Origin of the sequence: Tepidimonas sp., assembly GCF_036825565.1 — a bacterium.
Taxonomy (GTDB): Bacteria; Pseudomonadota; Gammaproteobacteria; order Burkholderiales; family Burkholderiaceae_C; genus Tepidimonas.
This window is the reverse complement of record NZ_DAISXZ010000016.1, coordinates 1-15,878: the sequence shown is the minus strand read 5'-3', so window position 1 is coordinate 15,878 and position 15,878 is coordinate 1. Positions and strand designations below refer to the sequence as shown.

Annotated in this window: 8 protein-coding genes and 2 pseudogenes; 3 read left to right on the top strand and 7 right to left on the bottom strand. The window is 70.7% G+C overall.

Going from position 1 to position 15,878, the window contains the following annotated elements; genetic code table 11:
- Positions 1-22 precede the first annotated feature (22 nt).
- Positions 23-1,582: pseudogene (locus V7026_RS03960) on the bottom strand (transglutaminase family protein); the annotation flags it as partial.
- Positions 1,583-1,680: 98 nt separating this feature from the next.
- Between V7026_RS03960 and V7026_RS03955 the strand changes: the two are divergent.
- Positions 1,681-4,179 carry a DNA internalization-related competence protein ComEC/Rec2 gene (locus V7026_RS03955; RefSeq protein WP_334153984.1) on the top strand — a complete coding sequence of 833 codons (2,499 nt, stop codon included), beginning with the start codon at positions 1,681-1,683 and terminating at the stop codon, positions 4,177-4,179.
- Between the two features lie 17 nt (positions 4,180-4,196).
- On the opposite strand, the gene V7026_RS03950 is transcribed toward V7026_RS03955, so the two are convergent.
- Positions 4,197-5,993 (bottom strand): EAL domain-containing protein, encoded by a 1,797-nt coding sequence (locus V7026_RS03950; RefSeq protein ID WP_334154001.1) that lies wholly within the window; start codon positions 5,991-5,993, stop codon positions 4,197-4,199.
- Between the two features lie 162 nt (positions 5,994-6,155).
- Between V7026_RS03950 and V7026_RS03945 the strand changes: the two genes are divergently transcribed.
- On the top strand, positions 6,156-7,610 hold the full coding sequence (locus V7026_RS03945) for a circularly permuted type 2 ATP-grasp protein (RefSeq protein ID WP_334153983.1): 1,455 nt from the start codon (positions 6,156-6,158) through the stop codon (positions 7,608-7,610).
- A gap of 34 nt (positions 7,611-7,644) precedes the next feature.
- A complete protein-coding gene (locus tag V7026_RS03940; protein ID WP_334153981.1) occupies positions 7,645-8,613 on the top strand; it encodes an alpha-E domain-containing protein in 969 nt (322 codons plus the stop codon).
- On the opposite strand, the gene V7026_RS03935 is transcribed toward V7026_RS03940, so the two are convergent.
- From V7026_RS03935 to V7026_RS03915, 5 genes and pseudogenes are all read right to left on the bottom strand, one after another.
- The gene (locus V7026_RS03935; RefSeq protein ID WP_334153980.1) at positions 8,579-9,133 is read right to left on the bottom strand and encodes a DUF1850 domain-containing protein; all 555 of its coding nucleotides are present in this window, start codon (positions 9,131-9,133) and stop codon (positions 8,579-8,581) included. The two genes, V7026_RS03940 and V7026_RS03935, sit on opposite strands and share 35 nt — an antisense overlap.
- Positions 9,134-9,142: 9 nt before the next feature.
- Positions 9,143-11,203, bottom strand: a complete 2,061-nt coding sequence (locus tag V7026_RS03930) for a TRAP transporter permease (protein WP_334153979.1) — start codon at positions 11,201-11,203, stop codon at positions 9,143-9,145.
- Positions 11,204-11,210: 7 nt separating this feature from the next.
- Entirely contained in the window at positions 11,211-12,170 is a 960-nt protein-coding gene (locus V7026_RS03925) for a TAXI family TRAP transporter solute-binding subunit (protein ID WP_334153978.1), read from the bottom strand.
- 127 nt (positions 12,171-12,297) lie between these two features.
- Positions 12,298-15,522: a transglutaminaseTgpA domain-containing protein gene (locus V7026_RS03920; RefSeq protein ID WP_334153977.1), complete on the bottom strand. Its 3,225-nt coding sequence runs from the start codon at positions 15,520-15,522 to the stop codon at positions 12,298-12,300.
- Positions 15,513-15,878, bottom strand: a pseudogene (locus tag V7026_RS03915) (DUF58 domain-containing protein); the annotation flags it as partial. The pseudogene V7026_RS03915 and the gene V7026_RS03920, both read right to left, overlap by 10 nt.

Genomic DNA, 15,878 nt, shown 5'->3' with positions numbered 1-15,878 from the left:
GGACGGCAGCAGCGAACTGTCGCCGCAGTGCCGTCGTACCAGGCAGCGGGCTGGTGGCGGCAAAGGGGTCGGCGGGGATCCACAGTGGTTGGTCGCTGGGCGCCGCCCAGGGCAGGGAATCCAGCGGCAGCCGGTAGCCCATGGGGGAGTCGCCGGGCACCAGGTACAGCCGCTCGTCACGCACGAACCAGGGCCCTGTACGCCAGCCCCGCTCGGTCGCCTCAAGGGGCAGCACATAGCCCACCTCGGCCGCGAGTCCTTGCTGGAACACGCGCCGCAGGCGCGCCCGCTCCATCGGATCGTCCAGCCGGGCGTCGAAGGGGCCCACATTGACTGGCAAGCGCCGCTCGCGCCACAGGTGGTACCAGGTGTCCTCGTAGGCCGGCTGTAGGGTCTGCGTCGTCAGTCCTAGCCGCCGCGCCAGCGCGACGGCAAACCGGCGGGCGTCCTCGGCGGTGTAGGCAGCCGGCATGCGTTCGTCGGCCAGCCGGTCGGGGTTGCCCCAGCACGGCTCGCCGTCCGCGCGCCAGCCCAGCGACAGCGCCCAGCGCGGCAGTTGTTCGCCCGGATACCACTTGCCCTGCCCCAGGTGCAGAAAACCGCCGCGGCCGTAGCGGTCCCGCAATCGGTGTAGCAACTCCGTGGCATAGGTCCGCTTGGTGGGGCCCAGCGCGTCGGTATTCCATTCCGCGGCGTCGCGGTCGCGCGTGGCGACGAAGGTGGGCTTGCCGCCCATCGTCAGCCGCACGTCACCCGCGCTCAGTGCGGCGTCCACCCGGTGGCCCAGTGCGTCGATGGCTTGTCACTGGGCCTCGGTGTAGGGCTTGGTGACACGCGGCGATTCGTGGATGCGCACCACCGACATCTCATGCTGGAAGTCCACCTTGCACTCGTCCAGCAAACCCTCGATCGGGGCGGCGCTGGACGGTTGTGGCGTGCAGGCGAGCGGGATGTGACCTTCCCCGGCAAGCAAGCCGGACGTGGGGTCCAGCCCGATCCAGCCCGCGCCCGGCAGAAACACTTCGCACCAGGCGTGCAGGTCGGTGAAGTCGGCCTCGGGGCCGCTCGGGCCATCGACCGTTTTGACGTCCGGGGCCAGCTGGATGGTGTAGGCAATGTCCTGTTGCAGCCGGCGGTTCAGGTCGAGCAGAAAATCCACCGTGCGCCGCGGGCCGCGTTCGATGTTGTCTAGGTAGGCCTGCAACCGTGGCGTTAGAGGTTCGCGGGCCAGATACGGGGCCAGTTCCGCCGCCAGCTCGGGCGCGTAGGCAAAGGGGTGGTGCTCCGCCGAAGGCTCCAGAAAAAAGTCGAACGGGTTGAACACCGCCATCTCGGCCACCAGCTCGACGGTGACCTGAAATTCCCGCGTGGGTTGGGGAAACACCAGCCGCGCCTGGTAGTTGGAAAAGGGGTCCTGCTGCCAGTTGATGAAGTGCGGCTCCGGCGCGACGCGCTGGGTGTAGGACAGGATGCGCGTGCGGCTGTGGGGCGCCGGGCGCCGGCGCCCCACCTGCGGGCCCAGGCGGACGAGCCGGTTGTATCGATAATGGGTGATGTGGCAGAGCGCGACGTGGATGGCCATGGTGCTCTGGCGAAGGGAAAAACAGGGAGGGGGACATGCCTATGGGGCGTCGGGCGCATCCGGGGCCGCCCGCGATAGAGCCTAGCAAAGATCGCGCCATGCCCAAAGGCGCACGCATCGTGGTAGGGGTGGCCGCGGTCCGCCGGGTCTGGGGGCCGGCCATGCTGGGGTGGGTCCTGGGGACGGCGCTGCAGCTCACGCAGGAGTCGCTCTGGTCGGGTGTGGGTTACGGGGCGCTGGCGCTGCTGGCGTTGATGGCGGGCGCGGGGCTGGTGTGGTCGATGCGACGCTGGCCCCGCAGCCGGTGGGGTTGGTTGCCGGTCGCGGCTGCGTTGGCCTTCGCCGCCACGGGCGGGCGGGCCGTCGGGTTTGCCGCCCAGTCGTTGCCGTCAGCCGCGGACGGTGCGCTCGTGCAGGCGGTCTGGCGGGTGACGACCATGCCCCGCCGTAGCGCCCAGAGCGTGGCGTTCGAGGCACAGGTGCTGCAGGCCCGCACGCGCGACGGGCGTGACCTGCCGATTCGGGGGACGATCCGCCTGACCGGGCGGTCCTATGGTGCCTTGCGCGGCGAAGCCGCCGTGCCGCCGGTGCTGCCCGGCGAGACGTGGCAGGGCAGCCTGCGCTTGCGCGCGCCGCGCGGGCTGGCCAATCCGCATGGCTTCGATGCCGAAGCCTGGCTGTGGCGCGAGGGCATCGTCGGCACGGGCACCGTGTTGGCGGGCTGGCGACACGAGGCCGCGCGCCGCCTTGCCGACGATCCGTGGCTGCACCCGGTGGAGCGGGCCCGCACGATCGTGCGCGATGCGATCGTGGAGCGGCTCCAGCCTGGGCACGAGCCGGCGGCGGTCGGGCTGGTCGCGGCCTTGGTCACGGGCGACCAGGGGGCGATCCCTGCCCGTGAGTGGGCCGCCATCCGCGCCACGGGCGTGGCCCATCTGGTCTCCATCTCGGGCCTGCATGTGACGATGTTCGCGGTGATTGCCACCGTGGCGATGGGGCTCGTCTGGCGGGGCGTGGGGCGGCGCTGGCCCGCCGTGCTGCTGTGCTGGCCGGTGCCCGTGGCCGCTGGGGTGGGAGGCGTGGCACTGGCCACGGCCTATGCCCTGTTCGCGGGCTGGGGCGTGCCCGCCCAGCGCACGGTGAGCATGCTCGGGCTGGTCGTGGCCCTGCGCTTGAGCGGGCGACGCTGGCCGTGGGCCGCGACCTGGTTGGCCGCCATGGTGGTGGCCGTGGCGCTCGACCCCTGGGCCTTGCTGCAGCCGGGCTTCTGGCTGAGTTTCGTTGCCGTGGCGGTGCTGTTTGGCCAGGGCGGGGTGTCGTGGCAACCCACCGGCCTGGGGCAGCGCCTGCGCCACGCGCTGACGGGGCTGTTGCGGGTGCAGGCCGTCATCACCGTGGCGCTGGCGCCGCTGACGCTGCTGCTGTTTGGTCAGGTGTCCGTCATCGGCCTGCTGGCCAATCTGATCGCCATTCCCTGGGTGACATGGGCTTTGACGCCGTTGGCGCTGGCGGGTGTCGCTGTGGAACCCTTGTGGGACGCCGCCGCGTGGCTGGCGCAGGGGCTATTGGCCGTCCTGCGGTGGCTGGCGGCGTGGCCCATGGCCGTGTGGGAGCGGCCGGCGCCGCCCCTGGCGTTGGCCGTGGCCGCGTGCGCCGGGGCGGCGCTGCTGGTGTGGCGCGCCCCGTGGCGCTGGCGGGTGTGGGGGTTGTGGCTGCTGTGGCCCGTGCTGGCTTACCGGCCCTCCACCCCGCCACCCGGGGCGTTCGAGGTGCTGCTGCCCGACGTGGGGCAGGGCAGTGCCGCGATCGTGCGCACCGCCCGCCACACTTTGGTGTTCGACAGCGGCCCGCCGATGGGGCGTAGCGATGCGGCCGAGCGCGTGCTGCTGCCATGGCTGCGCGCCTTGGGCAGCGTGCCCGACGCGGTTGTCATCAGCCACGACGACAGCGACCACGCGGGGGGGATGGCGACGCTGGCCCAGGCCTTCCCTGCCGCGACCTGGTGGGCATCCTTCGACCCCGGGGCGCGGCATGCGGGCCGGGTGCATATGTGTGCCGCCGGCGTGTCGTGGGCCTGGGACGGCGTGTCCTTCGAATTTTTGCACCCGCCAGCGCCCGACTGGGTACCGCCACGACAAGGGGGCGACAACGCCCGCTCGTGCGTGCTGCGCATTGGTCAAGGGGAGCGCGCTGCCCTGCTGGTGGGGGACATCCGCCAGGAGGAGGAAGCAGCCCTGGTCGCGGCCAATCCGACGCTGCGCACCGGCCTGTTGGTCGCGGCGCACCACGGCAGCCGCACCTCCACGGGGACCGTCTGGCTGGACGCGCTTCGCCCCCGCGCGGTGGTCATCCAGGCGGGGTGGCGCAACCGCTATGGCCACCCGCACCCGGCGGTCCTGCAGCGGCTGCAGGCGCGCGGCATTCCCTGGGTGGCCACCCCGACCTGCGGCGCGGTCACCTGGCAAAGCGCAGAGCCGGCCGCCCTGGCCTGCGAACGGGCCCGAGCGCCGCGCTACTGGCACGCTGTGCCACACGCGGGCACTGCCGGCACCGAAAACCCACGCGCCGATGCGGCGTCGGGCGCCGGTGCGGATTGACCGCCTGCCAGGGGGGCCTACCGGTCCTCCGCGATCACATGGATGCCGCGCTCGGTCTGCTTGGCTAGGTGTTTGGCGGCGGCCGCCGCGCTGGCCACCTGCTCGGCACTGCGGTAGCGGCCGGGGGAGACGCGCACCACGCCGATGCTCACGGTTGTCAAGCCGTGAAAGCGCATCACCCCGTGTCGGTCCTCGGCCAGGATGCCGCCGGCCTGCCGGGCCGCGGGGTCGTACAGATCGCGGGCCAGGCGGTTGAAGCGCTCGACCGCCGCCAGCAGGCGGTCGTGCCAATCGGCGCTTTGCATTAGCAGCACGAAGTCGTCGCCGCCGACGTGTCCGATGAAATCCCGCCGCGGGTCGCAGGCGCCCGTCAGGCAGCGGGCTTGCAGGCGGATCATCTCGTCGCCGCGCCAGTAGCCGTAGTGGTCGTTGAAGGCCTTGAAGTGGTTCAGATCCGCATAGCAGGCGGTGAAGGCCTCGCCGTGGTCCAGCAGCCGCTCGATGTGCAGGGTCAGCGGCACACTGCCCGGCAGAGAGGTCAGGGGGTTGGCGTGGCGGGCGGCTTCGATGCGCGCCTCGGTCACGCGGCGCACGAGCTGCTCGCCCGTGCCCAGACCCAGGTAGCGGCCGCCTTCGGTGATGATGAAGCCGTCGCGCAGATAGCGCTGATCGGGCGAGGTCAGCACCTGCGTGAGCTGCTCGATGGGGGTGTGCACATCCACGCACAGCGGGTCGGCGCTCGCGTGCAGCAGGCACGGACGGCGGCCGTACAAATCCCGGAAGTAGCGCTGCATCGACAGCTCCTGCAGCGTGCGCCGGGCAATCAGGCCGACGGGGTAACCTCCGGCCACCAGCGCCGCGGCCTCCAGCTCGGGGTGGTGGTGAAACAGCTCCAGCGCGTCTTCGTGCGTGGCGTCGGCGGGCAGGGTCGGCGCATCGACCAGCAGGGTGCGGGCCGTCAGCCCGCGGTGGATGATGGGGCGGTCCTCCGGCAGCACCGCGATCTCGCGGCTGTCCAGCACCGCCAGCGCCGCCGCGGGCACGTCTGGGGTGGGCTCGGTGCGCGGATGCCCCAGCAGATAGCCCTGCACGAATGGGATGCCCAGATCGCGCAGCACCATCAGCTCGTCCGTCTCTTCCACGCCTTCGGCGATCAGGCGCGAGCCAAACGTGTCCGCCAGTTGCTGCAGCGCGCGCAGGGTCTTGAGCTTATGGCCCTCCTGGTGCACCCGGCGCACGAAGTACTTGTCGATCTTGACGTATTCCGGGCGGAGCTCCGACCACAGCCGCAGACTGGAGCGCCCGTCGCCGAAATCGTCCAGTGCCAGCGCGGCGCCCGCGGCACGCCAGACCGACAGCGCCTCTTGCACGGCGGCCAGGTCGTGCACCCGCTCATGTTCGGTCAGCTCCAGCACCACACCGGCTAGGTCCAGTCCTGCCGTCTGCAGCGGGTCGGCCACGCCCGGTCGCTCACCCATGCGCAGCGCACCATGCACCAGCGCTTGCGCACTCAGGTTGACGAACAGTTGACCGGGCGTGTCGTGGCGGCGCGCCAAGGCCGCGACCAGGCAGGCGTGTTCCAGCTCCAGCGTGCAGCCTTCGCGCTGGGCGGCGGCAAACAGCTTGTCCGGCGTGCGCCAGGCACAGCCGGCGGGTGTGCGCACCAGGGCCTCGTGCCCGACGACGCGGCGCGCCGCGGCGTCCACGATGGGTTGCAGGTGCATGTACAGCGCGCCCGCCCGCAGCAGGGTGCGCACGCTGTTCGGGTCGGGTGGCGCCGAGGTGCCGGGCAGGGTCAGGATGGGCGTAACCATGGCGTTCACGCAGCGCGACAGCGAACCGGCCGTCTGTGACCGCTTGGTGACACGTCACGGTGGGCCGGTGCGCCGTCTGGTCCGCACCTTGCTACCATGGACTGCAGACCGCGGGGCGAGCGTCGGCTTCGTTCCGCGCCGCAAACGCCCAGGGACCCAACCATGACCCCAGCCCCCCGCACCGGATACGACGAAATGACCGCCGCCGACGGCGGCGTGCGCCCCCACTACGCTGCCTATGCCCGCTGGCTGGCCCAGCAACCGCCGGCGCGCATGGCCGCACGCCGGGAGGAGGCGGAAATGCTCTTTCGCCGCGTCGGCATCACCTTTGCCGTGTATGGCGACAAGGATGAAGACGGCGCGGGGACGGAGCGCCTAATCCCCTTCGACCTGATTCCCCGCGTGATCCCTGCGCACGAGTGGCAGCTACTGCAGCGCGGGCTGGTGCAGCGGGTGACGGCCCTCAACCGCTTCATCCACGACATCTACCACGGGCAAGAAATCCTGCGCGCCGGCGTCGTGCCGCGCGAGCAGGTGGAGCGCAATGCCCAGTTTCGCCCCGAAATGGTGGGCGTTGACGTGCCGATGGGCGTATATGCCCACATTGCGGGCATCGACATCGTGCGTGCACCAATACCGGGCGGCACGGGGGAAGTCCAGTACTATGTGCTGGAGGACAACTTGCGCGTGCCCTCCGGGGTGAGCTACATGCTCGAGGACCGCAGCATGATGATGCGGCTGTTCCCCGATCTGTTCCGCGACCACCGTGTCGCCCCGGTGGCGCACTACCCGGACCTGTTGCTGGAGACGCTGCGCGCCGTCGCCCCTGGCCACACGGCCGAGCCGACCGTCGTCGTCATGACGCCGGGCATCTACAACAGCGCATATTTCGAGCATGCCTTCCTGGCCCAGCAGATGGGGGTGGAGCTGGTGGAGGGCCAAGACCTGTTCGTGCGCGACGGCTTCGTCTACATGCGCACTACACGCGGGCCGCAGCGGGTGGATGTGATCTATCGCCGCATCGACGACGATTTTCTGGATCCGCTGGCGTTTCGGCGCGACTCCACCCTGGGCTGCGCCGGGCTGCTGGACGCCTACCGCCGCGGCAACGTGACCCTGTGCAACGCCATCGGCGCCGGTGTGGCGGACGACAAATCCCTCTACCCCTACGTGCCTAAGATGATCGAGTTCTATCTGGGGGAGTCGCCCATCCTTGCCAACGTGCCGACCTACCTGGGGCGCGATCCGCAGGACCTGGCCTACATCATGGACCACCTGCCCGAGCTGGTCGTCAAGGAAGTGCATGGCGCCGGTGGCTACGGCATGCTGGTCGGTCCCGCGGCCACAGCGGCGGAGATCGAGCACTTCCGCGCAGCGCTGCGCGCTCGCCCCGACCACTACATCGCCCAGCCGACCCTGTCGCTGTCCACCTGCCCCACCTATGTCGAGCAGGGGATCGCGCCGCGGCACATCGACCTTCGTCCTTTCGTGCTGTCCGGCAAGACCGTGCAGATGGTGCCCGGGGGCCTGACGCGCGTCGCGCTGCGCGAGGGGTCGCTGGTCGTCAACTCATCGCAGGGCGGCGGTACCAAGGATACCTGGGTGCTGGAAGCCTGACCCCAACCCTTGCCCGATTTTTCTGGAGGCCGACATGCTGTCCCGCACCGCCGATCACTTGTTCTGGATGGCGCGCTACACCGAACGCGCCGAAAACACCGCCCGCATGCTGGACGTGCACTATCAGACCTCGCTGCTGCCGCAGTCCGACGCGGTGGCACGGCAAGGCTTGGAGGGGCTTTTGCGCATCAGCGAGCTGATGCCCGCCTACCAATACCAGTATGGCGAGATCAGCGCGCGCGACGTGCTGCACTTCATGGTGCGCGACGAGCACAACCCGTCGAGCATCTTCTCGTGCCTGCGCGCAGCGCGGGAAAACGCCCGTGCCGTGCGCGGCGTGCTCACCACCGAGATGTGGGAGACCCAGAACCAGACCTGGCTGGAACTGCAGCGCCTGCTGTGTGCCGGCGACTTCGAGCGCGATCCGGGGCATTTTTTCGAGTGGGTCAAGTTCCGCTCGCACGTCTCGCGTGGGGTAGCCTACGGCACCATGTTGCAGGACGAGGCTTTTCACTTCCTGCGCATGGGCACGTTTCTGGAGCGCGCCGACAACACCGCGCGTATGTTGGACGTCAAGTTCCATGCCGTGGCGCCCGATGTGTCCGCACCCGCCGGCCCCCTGTCGGCCGCCGATCCGACGCTGGACTTCTACCACTGGAGCAGCATACTGCGCAGCGTCAGCGCCTTCGAGATCTACCGCAAGGTCTACCGCAGCGTCATCACGCCCGAGCGGGTGGCCGAGCTGCTCATCCTGCGCCGGGACATGCCGCGCAGCCTCACGGCCTGCCTGGACGAGGTGGTGCGCAACCTGGAGGCCGTGCGCAACGACCACTCGGCCGAGACCGAGCGCCACGCCGGCCGGCTGCGCGCCGAACTGCGCTTCGCCCGCATCGACGAGATTCTCGCCAACGGGCTGCACGCCTTCCTGACGCAGTTTCTGGAGCGGGTCAACGCCTTGGGCACGCGCATCAGCCAGACGTTTTTGCTGCCGGTGTCGGCTTGACGCCCTCGCTCGCCGGGCCATCGTCGGTCACTCGGCACGGGCGCAGCCGCACCGCGCCCGCGTCGGATGCGCCGGCGCCGGACTGGACGGGGGTGGCCCACTCGCGCAGCGGCCGGCACCGGTCATCCAGGCACACGATGTAGTCCGCCGTGTAGGCCGAGTGCATCAACCGCAAGGCGGGAAGGGCGACGGGGGGCGGCGACCATTCATACCCGCCATCGCGCCACACGGCGTCCGGCGCCGGCTCCATCCCCGCGCCCGATCCCCGCACGCGGGCCCACAGCGGGCACAGAGCGCCGTCCCGCGCGGGGGCGCAACGCGGTCCGGTGTCGGTGGGGGCGAGCACGGCGTAGGACTCCTCCCACCGCACACGCTCGATGGAATGCGCCCATGCCAGCGTCACGGTGCGCGCGGGCAGAACGACTTCAGCCCCCAGCGGCGGTCCCCCGTCCGTCGGTGGCAGATCCGCGGCCGAGGCCGCCCACAGCAGACACAGCGCCCAGGCTGCGGGCTCGGCCATGGCCGCCGCTCAACCCGCCCGCACGGGCGGGCGGCGGCGCCGGCGCAGGCCGTGCCACAGCAGCAGCGCCACGGTGCCCGCCAGACCGGCTTCGTCCGTGACAGGCAGCGCCATCACCAGCAGGGTGGCGGCGACGATGGCCCAGACCCGCTCCCACCACACCAGCGGGCCCCACAGAAAGCCGATTGCTCCCGCGCCCCACAGGCCAATGGCCACCAGCGCCTTGAAAACCACCCAAACCACGGCCAGCCAGGTGGGGTCGCCCTGCAGCATCAGCGCCGGGCTATACACCGCCATGTACGGCACCACGAACCCGGCCACGGCGACCCGCACGGCATTTAGGCTGATCTTCAACCCCGACTCGCGGGCGATCGGCGCCGCAGCGAACGCGGCCAGCGCCACTGGGGGTGTCAGATCGGCCATGATGCCGAAATAGAACACGAACATGTGCGACACGATCAGCGGCACGCCCAGCTCCAGCAGCACCGGTGCCGCCAGCGAGCTGGTGATGATGTAGTTGGGGATCGTGGGGATGCCCATGCCCAGAACCAGGCAGGTCAGCATGGTCAAAAACAGGGCCAGCAGCAGGTTGTCCCGGCCGATGGCGATGACGTGCCCGCCGATTTCGGCCGCCACGCCGGTCAGGTTGATGACGCCGATGATGACCCCCACCAGCGCGCAGGCCGATGCCACCGGCAGCGCGTGGCGCGCGCCATCCACCAGTGCCTGAAGTGCCGTCCTGCGGGCGTCGGCGCCGACGCGCAGCACATAGGTCAGCCCCACCAGCGCAGCCGTCACCACGAAAAAGGTGCCTGCCCCAAACCGGAAGAACCCGCTGCACGCCAGCGCCAGCAGCACCCAGAGCAGCACCCGCAGCGGCAGTCCGCGCACGCCCTGCATCACCGCGGCCCCAAAGATCAACACCACCGTCAGGGCCAGCCCCACTGTCCCGGAGAACATGGGCGTGTAGCCGGAAAACAGCAGCGCGACCAGACAGACCAGCGGCAGCAGCAGGTACCAGCGCGCGCGCACCGCGGCCCACGGGTCGGGACACTGCTCCCGGGGCAGGCCCATCAGGTCCTTGCGCCCGGCCTCCAGGTGCACCATCCAAAACGCCGTCACGAAGTACAGGATCGCCGGAATCAGCGCCGCCTTGACGATGGCCAGATAGGGCACGTTGATCGTCTCCGCCATGATGAAGGCCACCGCCCCCATCACCGGCGGCATGATCTGTCCGCCCATACTGGAGGTGGCCTCGACGCCGCCGGCAAACGCCGGGCTGTAGCCAAAGCGCTTCATCAGCGGGATGGTGAACTGTCCCGTCGTCACCACGTTGGCGACGCCGGAGCCGTTGATCGTGCCCATCAGGCCCGACGAGATCACCGCCACCTTGGCCGGCCCGCCGTGCGAGTGGCCCACCGTCCCCATGGCGAAGTCGGTGAACAGCCGCACCATGCCGGCCTGCTCCAGAAACGCGCCGAACAGAATGAACAGAAAGATGTAGGTCGACGACACATAGGTTGGTGTGCCGTAGATGCCCTCGGTGCCAAAGCCCAGCGTGGCGATGAGGATCTCCCAGTCGTAGCCGCGGTGGGCCAGCGCGCCCGGCAGGTGTTGCCCGAACGTGCCATAGGCCAGAAAGACCGCGCAAATGATGGGCAAACCCCAGCCCATGACGCGCCGGGCCGCCTCGAAGACCAGGGCGATCGCGACGATGCCGACCCACCAGTCCCAGCCCGCCAGTTCGCCGGCGCGCTGGGTGAGGTCGGCCTCGAAAACCCATTGGTAGAGCCCCGTGCCCAGGCCGGCGAGGCCCAGGCCCCAGCCCAGGGCCTGGCCGGCCCGACCGAGCCAGCCCGGGTGTTGCCGGAATGGCGGATACAGCAGGAAGACCAGCCACAGCACAAAGCCAACGTGCATGGCCCGAATGACCTGGCTGGACAAGGGATGGAAGGCCGCCATCCAAAGCTGGAATGCGGCGAAGGCGAGGGCCACCCAAAAAATCGGGCCGCGCAGGTCGGCCCGAAGGGAGGGGGTGGCCGCCGGCGGGGAGTCCGTGGCGGCGTTCATGCGGCGATCACTTCAGCAGACCGACCTCGCGGTAGTAACGCTCGGCACCCGGGTGCAGCGGCACCGGCATGCCCTTGATCGCGTTCTCGCGCTTGATGGCACGCGCGGCGTTGTGGGCGGCGTACAGGGTATCCAGGTTGTCGTACATGGCCTTGGTCATGCGGTAGACCACATCCTCGGGCACGCCGGCATGGGTGACCAGAAAGTTGGGGACGGCCGCCGTCGGCACATCCGCGGTCTGGCCGGTGTAGGTGTTGGCCGGGATCACCGCCGGCTGGTAGGCCGGGTCGCCCACCTTGGCCACCACGTCGGCCGGCACGGGGATGACCACGATCTTGATTGCCGTCGCCAGGTCGCGGATGGAGGCCACCCCCAGGCCCGCGGACTGCAGCGTGGCATCGAGCTGGCGGTTTTTCATCAGCTCCACCGATTCACCGAAAGGCAGGTACTCCACCTTGGCCAGGTCGCTGTAGGACAGGCCCGCGGCCTTGAGAATCTCGCGTGCGTTGAGCTCGGTGCCGGAGCGCGCGGCCCCAACCGAGACGCGCTTGCCCTTCAGATCGGCCAGGGTGCGGATGCCCGAGTCGGCGTTGGCCACGATCTGGATGTAGTTGTTGTACAGGCCCGAAATGCCGCGCAGCTTGTCGAGCTTTTGCTTGAAGCCGGCTTCCTCATTGCCCTTCCAGGCGTCGGACAGCGTATCGGCCAGCGTGAAGGCGACTTCGCCGCGCCCCGATTGCAGCAGGTTGAGGTTTTCGGCCGAGGCGCGCGTCACCTGGGCGGTGCTGCGGGCGTTGGGGATCTCCTTGGCGTAGATCTGCGACAGCGCGACGCCGACGGGGTAATAAACGCCGCTTTGCCCGCCCGTGAGGACGTTGACGAACTGTGTGGACTGGGCGGCGGCGCTGCCGGCGACCAAGGCCGCACCGATGCCCAGGGCGGCGGCCAGTTGGCGGATCATGCGCATGGGGTCTCCTCTGCTCGGGATCAACGAACGAATGTGTTGCCGATGGTAGCGCGCAACCGCCCGCGCGCCCGTCAGGGGAAACCCCGGACGCCGTGCGGGCAAGACCCGTGTGCGACAGCCAGGCGCGTCAGCGCGCCTGCCGCGCGCGCTCGACGGCCAGACCCAGATCCAGCACCGCCATCGCGTAATAGCTGCTCTGGTTGTAGCGGGTGATGGCGAAGAAGTTCTCGGTACCCAGCACGTAGGTGGGCGGCGCGCCGCCGTTGGCCGGGTCGCCATTTTGCAGCTCCACCAGGGCCAGCAGGCCCAGGTGCCCCGCCGCTTCCGCCGCCGGCCGGGCGCCGAGCGTGCGCACCTCGTCCAGCGTGAAGGTGGGCCGGATGTCCGGCGCCAGCAAGGCCGTCAGCGCCTCGCCGGGGGGCGGCGGCATCACGCCGTAGCGCGCGGGCAGATCGCGCTGCCAGCCGTGCGCGCGCAGAAAATGGGCGACCGAGCCGATGGCGTCCGCCGCGCTCGCGGTCAGGTCGATGCGGCCGTCACCATCGAAGTCCACCGCATGGGCCAGCCAACTGCTGGGCATGAACTGCGGTAAGCCCAGCGCCCCGGCGTAACTGCTGCGCCACGTGTCGGGCGCAGCGCCGGACAGCCGGGCCAGCCGCAAAAAGGCGCGCAGTTCCCCCTGAAAGTAGGCCTGCCGGGCGGCGGCGCGCGGGTGCCGGACGGGGAAGTCCAGCGCCAGCGTAGTCAGCACGTCCAGCGTGCGGTGGCGGCCCAGGTGTTGGCCGTAGAGGGTTTCCACCCCTATGATGCCGACGATTAGCCAGGCCGGCACGCCATATTCGGCTTGCGCGCGCGCCAGCGCTGTGCAGTATTCGTCCCAAAAGCGAACACCGGCCGCGATGCGCCGCGGCTCGACGAACCGGGCGCGGTAGGCCGCCCAATCCTTGAATGCCGCGGGTGGCGGCGGCAGGATTAGCTGCGCGGCGCGCGCGTCGTGCCGCGCCTGGGCAATCCAGCGGCGCGCCCAGCCGTCGTCCCACGCCTCGGCGGCATCGATGGCGTCAGCCAGGGCGCGGGCATCCGCGCGCTCGGCATACGAAGCGGCCGCCGCATGATGGGCAGGCCCCGCCTTGCTGCGTGCGCGCGCCGGGGTCGGCGGCAAGCCCAGGCCGGCCCCCACGGCCAGCGCCCACGCGGCACCCAGCAGCCGACGCCGTCGTCCGTCGTCCGGCGCGGAAGGGGGGGGCAGATCGCGCAGGCGGCGGGCGAGGAGAGTGAGCGTCGGCATCGTCGAATTGGCGGAGCGGGACCAGGCCGGATCGTAGCGCGACGCCTCGAGCGCCGCGAGCCACTCGGCCCAGGCCGGGTACACACCGTCGGAGTCGTCCCCCACCCGCTGCGCGATGGCGGTGCGCAGCCGCGCGGGGGTGAGGGGGTGCGGGCAGGCCACCCCAGCGCGTTCCCAGCGCCGGGCCGCCTGGGTCAGCAGCCGGTGCCAGCGGTCCACCCGCGGCCGGCTCCAGAGCAGGGCGGCCACGCCGACCACCGCTACTGCGGCGAGCACGATGGCGAGCAGCCGCGCCGCATCCTGCCAGCCCGTCGCCGACAGCCCCAGCCGCCGCAGCAGATCGAGCTGGCGGGTGGGGCCGTAGTCCAGAATCCAGTCGTTCCAGCGTTGGTTGGCTGCGTCCCAGACCGCGCGTACGCGGTCCAACAGGGCCGGATCGACCCGCACCATGGCGGTGGCGATGAGCCCCGGGGGCGGGCGCAGCCGCTCGCCGGCCGCTGTGCGGTCGGGGCTGACATAGGCAGTGGGGTCGATGCGCACCCAGCCGGTGTTCGGCAGCCAGATTTCGGCCCAGGCGTGGGCGTCGCTCTGCCGCACTGTCCACCGCCCGTCGATGGGGTTGTACTCCCCGCCTTGGTAGCCAGTCACCACCCGCGCCGGGATGTCCAGCGCGCGCAGGGCGATGACGAAGGCCGAGGCGATGTGTTCACAAAAGCCTGCCCGCCGCTCGAACCAGAATTCGTCCGCGGTGTCGCGGCCATAGACGCCCGGCTCCAGCGTGTAGCGGTAGCCGCCCTCGCGCAGGTGGCGCAAGACGGCTTCGACCAGGGCTGGGGCGGGGGGCTCGCCCAGCTCGCGCCGCAACGATTGGGCCCATGCCAGCGTCCGGGGGTTGTAGCCCGGCGGCAGTTCCCGATCCACCTGCAGCGCCAGGCGCGGGGCGTCGGCGTCGCTGCGGTACGCGGGGTGGGCCACGGCCTCATAGCGCAGCACGTCGGTGATCGGGCGCGGCAGCCACCACTGCCGGTCCGCCGTCGCCTGGGGCGACAAACCACCCAAACCGGCGCCGGCGGCGGTGATCACCGGGGCCGTAGGGGTGGCTTCCAGCGTCAGCAGCCAGGGGCGCAGGCTGGGCTCCATCGTCACCTGGTAGCGCAGGCCCGGGCCAGTGGGCTGAAAGCGGCCCGCCGAGTCCTGTTGCAACAGCATGGGGGGCACGCCGCCGGCTGCATCCGGGCCATGCAGCGGTCGCCAACGCCGGCCATCGAACACCCGCAGCACCGGCCCCCGAAAATACAGCGCTTCGCGCGGGGGCGCCCCGTCGGGAAAGGCTACCCGCAGCGCGACCCGCTCATCCAGCGCCAACTGGGCCACATCGCCCAACTGCATCTGCCCCGACAGCCCGCTGCGGCCGATGGTGCTGTCGGTGGGGATGCCCCACAAAGGGGGCAGACGGGGAAACAGCGCGAACAGCAGCGCCATGATCGGCGCGCCCGCCAGCGCCATGCCACCCGCTGTGCGGGCCGCCCACCACAGCGGCGGTCGGCCGTTGGGCAGGTGGGCCAGCACCAGCGCGGTCAGCAGCCCCCACACCGCCAGACCGATGCCCAGCGCCGTCAGCAGCGATTGCGAACGCAACAGCGGCGTCCACAGCGTGAAGAACCCCAGGAAAAAGATCACGTAGGCGTCGCGTCGGGCGCGCATCTCCAGCGTCTTGAGCGTCTGCAGCACGACGATGAGCGTGACGCCGGCCTCGGGTCCCAGCAGGGTGCGGTGGCTGCCGACCGTCAGGCCTGCGGCCGCCAGGGTCAGCGCCAGCCGCCACGGCCAGCCCGGCAGCGGCCGGCCCCGCCAAGCGATCCAACCGCGCCACACCAGCACGGCGGCGGCCAAGGCGCTCGTCCAGGCCGGGATGTGGCCGATCTGCATGCCGACGATCGCGCCGATCACGCCGAGTAAAAACAGGGTGTCGCGCGTCTCCCGCGGCTGGTCCGGCAGGCGCAGCCGGCCGCGAAGCAGCGGTCGGAAGTCCGGTCGGTCGGGGGCTTGGGGGGTCAATGGCACGCCAGCGCCTCCAGGCAATGCCGGCGGTGGGCGGGGCCGCTGTCCGGCTCCACCACCAGCTCGGGCAGCCGCAGCCCATAGCGCAGGCCCCGGGCGTCGGCCTGCAGCACCCAGGCGCACAGGCGCCCGCGCTGGGCCTCGGTATCGCGCAGTCCGCAGGTGCTGCTGTCCAGCCACAGCGCGGCCGTGGCCTGCCGCTGGGCGGCCTCGCGCACCAGCCAGCCGCTGGGGTCGCCGTCGCTGCGGGCGGCCTTTTTCCACAGCACCCGCGCGGGGGCATCGCCGGTGCGGTAGGGGCGCACGGCGTCGGGCAGGTCGTCGCTTACCGCGGCGGGTGCCGTGCTGGGGCCTGCTGG

Bases quoted from the DNA above. Each gene is read 5' to 3' on its own strand.
- V7026_RS03930 (WP_334153979.1), bottom strand. From the start codon at position 11,203: ATGAACGCCGCCACGGACTCCCCGCCGGCGGCCACCCCCTCCCTTCGG.
- V7026_RS03940 (WP_334153981.1), top strand. From the start codon at position 7,645: ATGCTGTCCCGCACCGCCGATCACTTGTTCTGGATGGCGCGCTACACC.
- V7026_RS03945 (WP_334153983.1), top strand. From the start codon at position 6,156: ATGACCCCAGCCCCCCGCACCGGATACGACGAAATGACCGCCGCCGAC.
- V7026_RS03925 (WP_334153978.1), bottom strand. From the start codon at position 12,170: ATGCGCATGATCCGCCAACTGGCCGCCGCCCTGGGCATCGGTGCGGCC.
- V7026_RS03950 (WP_334154001.1), bottom strand. From the start codon at position 5,993: ATGGTTACGCCCATCCTGACCCTGCCCGGCACCTCGGCGCCACCCGAC.
- V7026_RS03955 (WP_334153984.1), top strand. From the start codon at position 1,681: ATGCCCAAAGGCGCACGCATCGTGGTAGGGGTGGCCGCGGTCCGCCGG.
- V7026_RS03935 (WP_334153980.1), bottom strand. From the start codon at position 9,133: ATGGCCGAGCCCGCAGCCTGGGCGCTGTGTCTGCTGTGGGCGGCCTCG.